General features: G+C 69.5%; 4 protein-coding genes. 2 read left to right on the forward strand and 2 right to left on the reverse strand.

Translation table 11 applies throughout. The features are described from left to right. The first annotated feature begins 337 nt into the window (after positions 1-337). Entirely contained in the window at positions 338-2,653 is a 2,316-nt protein-coding gene (locus D7V88_RS38900; protein WP_158625256.1) for a PAS domain-containing protein, read from the forward strand. Positions 2,654-2,780: 127 nt separating this feature from the next. Beyond that, positions 2,781-3,098 (forward strand): hypothetical protein, encoded by a 318-nt coding sequence (locus D7V88_RS38905; RefSeq protein WP_147449063.1) that lies wholly within the window; start codon positions 2,781-2,783, stop codon positions 3,096-3,098. 2 nt (positions 3,099-3,100) lie between these two features. Here the strand turns inward: D7V88_RS38905 and D7V88_RS38910 are convergent, their stop codons facing one another. Beyond that, positions 3,101-3,499: a hypothetical protein gene (locus D7V88_RS38910; RefSeq protein WP_120545584.1), complete on the reverse strand. Its 399-nt coding sequence runs from the start codon at positions 3,497-3,499 to the stop codon at positions 3,101-3,103. A 3-nt stretch (positions 3,500-3,502) separates the two neighbouring features. Continuing rightward, a partial coding sequence (locus D7V88_RS38915; protein WP_341870755.1) for a hypothetical protein occupies positions 3,503-4,917 on the reverse strand: 1,415 nt, incomplete at its 5' end.

Raw genomic sequence — 4,917 nt, forward strand, 5'->3', positions numbered from 1 at the left:
CTTCCACGACGACGCGCAGGCGCGCCTCGTTCTCCACCACCGCCTCCGCGCGCTGCTGGTGCTCCAACACCGCCTCGGTGATGACGCGGGCGGAGCAGGACGCGGAGCGGACGGGCACCCGGCCGGGCTGGCAGCGCGAGCGTCCGGCGTGAGCAGCGCCGTGGCTCGGGCGGGCGGAGCGTGGGGGCTGCAACGGTCGCCATGACCGCATGTGGCGGGTAGGTTGTGGACGACATGACGCCCGCCGCCCGTGGAGAAGCCATCCGTCGCGCCGGGGACCTGGAGGCCTGGGGAGGAGCCGCGTGCCGAGGTTGTTCGCTGCCATCGGGGAGGGGCCGTGAGTGAGCTCGCGGCGCTGATTGAAGCCGAGCGGGAGCCGCTGGTGCGACGCTGGACCGAGCGGCTCCAGGAGCACCTGGCTCCGGAGACGCGCTCCGAATCCGAGCTGCGCGACCACATTCCGGAGGTGCTGCGCGAGCTCATCTCCTGTCTGCGACATGGCGCCGTCCCGGCGAGCAATCCGACCGCTCGGGAGCACGGGCACCAGCGCCACCGCATCGGCTTCAACCTGGAGGTGCTCATCCACGAGTACGACCTCCTGCGCGGGCTCGTCCTGGACCTGGCGGAAGCGCACCGGCTGGCGGTGACGCTGCGCGAGGTGCGTGTCCTCTCCGACTTCTTCTCCGCCGTCATCACCGAGGCGGTGTTGGAGCACCAGCAGCGCGCGGAGGCGGTGGTGGAGAACGAGGCGCGCCTGCGCGTCGTCGTGGAAGGGCTGGCCGCGGGCAGCTTCCGTCTGGACCTGGGCACCGGGGAGGGGGAGGCGGATTCCCGCTTCCGGGGCATCCTCGGCCTGTCCGAAGAAGGGCCCTTCACCTTCGAGCAGGGGACGCGGGCCTGTCACCCGGCGGACCTGGCCCGGGTCCTCCATGCGTTCGAGGACGCCAGGGCGGGTCGCAATGGCGGCCAGTTCCAGGTCGAGCACCGGCTCTTGCCCTCGCTCCCGTCCCAGGACGTCCGGTGGGTGGAGGCCCGGGGGCAGATCCTCCCCGGCCCGGATGGAAGCCCCGCGCGTCTCACTGGAACCGTCACCGACATCACCGCGCGCAAGCAGGCGGACGCGGAGCGCGAGAAGCTGCTGGCGGAGGTGGAGGCGGCGCGCAACCGGTTGCTCAGCCTCTTCGAGAACGCGCCTGCCTTCGTCGCCCTGCTGAACGGTCCCGAGCATGTGTACGAGGCCCTCAACCCGCCCTACCAGCGGCACGTCGGCACCGAGCGCAAGCTGCTCGGTCTCCCCGTCGCGCAGGCGCTGCCGGAGCTGGTGCCCCAGGGGTTCGTGAAGTTGCTGGATGAGGTCTACGCGACGGGCACGCCGCACATCGGGCGGGAGACCTTCGTGCGCTTCGAGCGCACGGGCCAGGGCGTGCTGGAGGACGCGTACGTCGACTTCGTCTACCAACCGTTGAGGAACGCCCAGGGGCAGGTGGATGGCATCGTCGTCTTCGGCTTCGACATCACGGAGCCGGTGCAGGCACGGCATCGCGCGGAGGCCCTGGCGGAGAAGGTCCGGGCGGGAGAGGCCCAACTTCGCCAGGTGACGGATGGGATTCCGCTGCTCGTCTCGCTGGTGACCGGGGAGGAGCGCTACGGCTTCGCCAACAAGGCCTACGAGGACTGGTTCGGCCACACGCGCGAAGAGCTGCTCGGGCGCTCCATCCGGGAGGTCATCGGGGAGGCGGCCTACGCGGTGCTGGGGCCGTATGTGCAAAGGGGGCTGGCGGGAGAGAGCTTCTCCTTCGAACAGCACGGCGTGCCCTATCGCCTGGGGGGGACCCGGGATGTGCGGGTGACCTTCAATCCCTACCGGGACCCGGAAGGGAAGGCGGATGGCTACATCGCGCTCCTCCAGGACATCACGGTGCAGCGTCGCCTGGAGGTCGCGGTCAAGCGCCAGGCGGAGTTCGAGCAGCACCTGATTGGCATCGTGAGCCACGATTTGCGCAACCCGCTGTCGGCCATCCAGTTGGGGGTCTCCGCGATGGCGCGGCGCGAGGACCTGGACGAGCGCAGCCGCAAGAGCGTGACGCGCATCCAGAACGCGGCGGAGCGGGCCACGCGCATGGTGAAGGACCTGCTGGACTTCACGCAGGCGCGGCTGGGCGGAGGCATCCGCATCGAGCGGCGGCCAACGGACCTGCACGAGCTGGCGCGCAGCGTGGTGGACGAGGTGGAGGCGGCCTACCCGCACCGGGAGCTGCGGGTGGTCCGGTCAGGGGAGGGGCGGGGGCAGTGGGATCCGGACCGGTTGTCGCAGGTGGTGCAGAACCTGATCACCAACGCGCTCAAATACAGCCCGGAGGACACGCCGGTCCGGGTGGCGACGCGAGCGGAAGGGGACGCGGTGGTGCTGTCGGTGCACAACCAGGGCGCGCCGATTCCGCCCGAACGGCTGGGGGTCCTCTTCCAGCCGCTGCAACGGGGCACGGCGGACATCGACAAGGCGGGCCGCAGCGTGGGCCTGGGCCTCTACATCGTGCAGTCCATCGTGGATGCGCACGGGGGCCACATCGACGTCCAGTCCACCGCGGAAGCCGGCACCACGTTCACCGTGCGGCTGCCGAGGAGCGCGGCTCCCGGCATGGGCTCTGGCTGAAGGGCTGAGCCCCTTGCGCCAACGGATTCAATGGGCCAAGGAGGGCTTGATGGCCATCACCTGCGTGTTTGGGAACCTTGAATTCGATGACGCTCCCTGCGAACGGGTCACGTTCAATTCCCAGGGCATGCGCCTCACGATGGAACTCGATACCTTCAATGGGCCCCGTGTGCTGCTGGTGTTCCGCGCGGTCGTTGGCCACCGTTACGTGCCCTCCGTGCTCGTGGACCGCAGCGCGCTGTACGTGCAGGGCGACTATCGAAAGTCGGTGCTCCGCGTCGAGCCTTCGGACTGGTGCACGGAGGTGGTGACCGCGGCGAAGCAGGAGGGCGCGCCCATCCTCGGAGAGCTGCGCCACTACGTCGTCCCCAGTGACGATGGTGTCTGGGAATTGCTTGCGAAGGACTGCACCCTCCATTCGCTCGGGGTCGTGCCCTCCGGGTGAACCTAGACGCTGAGCCCCTCCAACTTGAAGAGGAGTTCGCTTTTACGGCCTGTAATCGCATCTCTCCTGAGCCACACGACGCTGCCTCCGCATCGTTCCTTGAGCAGGCGTTGCACTGCATCAGGGTCCTGGATGTTGCTCACCAGCAGCAGCGTCCTGAACGCCTTGTGTTCAGGCACCACCCAGGACTTCGTGAAGTCGAGGTAGTTGGGGCGCAGGGCGAGTTCTCCGCCCTGGTGTTTGGCCAGGTAGTAGTCCCCTCCCAGGTAGGTGCTGTTGTGCGGCTTGAAGGGGATGCCCAGGGCGGGTTCCAGCTTGAGGATCGCGGCCTCCACGTCCGCCTCCCAGACGCCGTACTGATCAAACACCTTCACGGAAGCCTCGTCGTGCGCGCGTGCCACGTTCTAGGGCTTCTCCGGCAGCGTCCAGTTCACCGAGAACCGGTGTGAGCCATTGGGCGCGCTGTCCAGCCACCCCGTGATGCGCTCACTCTTGGCGAGCAGCGGGCCCAGCTCCGTGCTCGCGCCGAAGAAGGCCGCCAGGGTCTCATCCCCCATGACGTCCATCAGCGACACCTGCGACAGGCCTCGCGCCAGCTTCTTCGGATCCAGCGTGAACTCCACCGCCCTTGCCAGCGGCGCGCCCTTCTCCGGCAGCGACGTCATCACCGCCTGCGTCACCGTCGAATCATTGCCCACCACCAGGTGCTTGCCCTTGAGCCGCACGTAGATGCGGCCGCCCTTCGCCTCCAGGGTGTAGCCGTCCTCCAGCACCTTCGCGCCCGGAAGCTGCGTCAACGGGGCCAGCGCGGCCTTCACCGCCGCCGCGTCCAGCACCTCCGCCGCCAGCGCCTGCTTCGCGGCGAAGAACCGCACCTCCGGCTTGCGCAGCGAGCCCTTCACCTGCACCGAATCCACCGCGAACAACATGTTCCCGGTGAGCTGCTTCGCCAGCGCGTCCGTCACGCCCTTCACCTGGGCCTCGTCGCAGTCGGGGCACACCGTCCGCGCCACGCTCCGCATCGACCCCGTTGCCTGCGCCACGCCCGTGGGCGCCACCTGCGCTCGGGAGAACAGCAGGCCCGTGGGCGCCATCGCGCCGTAGGGGCTCGTGCCCTGGGACTGGAAGGGCGGCAACGGCAGCTTCGTCGCCGTGCCCTCCACCTTCAGCCCGTTGGCCGTGCCGTCCAGGCCCATCACGCCCTGCTGCGTGGCCACGTACAGCACGCCCGGCACCGCGCCCATCCGCGCATCCGCTGCCGGGGCCTTCGTGACGAGCTTCGTGGCCTCCTTGCGCAGGGCTTCATCCGCGTCCGCGCTCACGAAGGCGCACGCCTCCTGGCCCTTGATGACGTAGCCCGCGTAGCCGCCCAGGCCCGTGGGCGCGCGCAGCGTCGTCACGCCCTTCACCGTGCCCGCCTTCACGTCGCCGTTGCGCGCGAGCACGTTCGCGGACGCATCCTGGAACGCCTTCGGGTCCTTCACCCGCGTGCACGACAGGCGGCCGTCCTGCCGGATGGACACGGACAGCGGCCCCGTCGCGTCGATGCCCAGCGCATCCAGCGAATCCGGCCGCGTCGGGTCCAGTATCAGGAACGGGTGCAGCTCCCCCTGCCACGACGCGGGGTTGAGCATCTGCGAGGACGCCCCCGCCCGCGTCATGAACGCGGTCAGCCCCTGGAGCTGGTCGAACCGAGGAACGTGGAGGACCGTCACCGTGGAGGCGGCGACGCGGGGCGCGGGTGCGGCCGCCAGGGTGGCGGCAAGGGCGAGGGCGAGCATCCCCCCAAGTGAGAGCACCCCACCGCCCCTGTCAAGGC

Source organism: Corallococcus terminator (genome assembly GCF_003611635.1).
GTDB lineage: Bacteria > Myxococcota > Myxococcia > Myxococcales > Myxococcaceae > Corallococcus > Corallococcus terminator.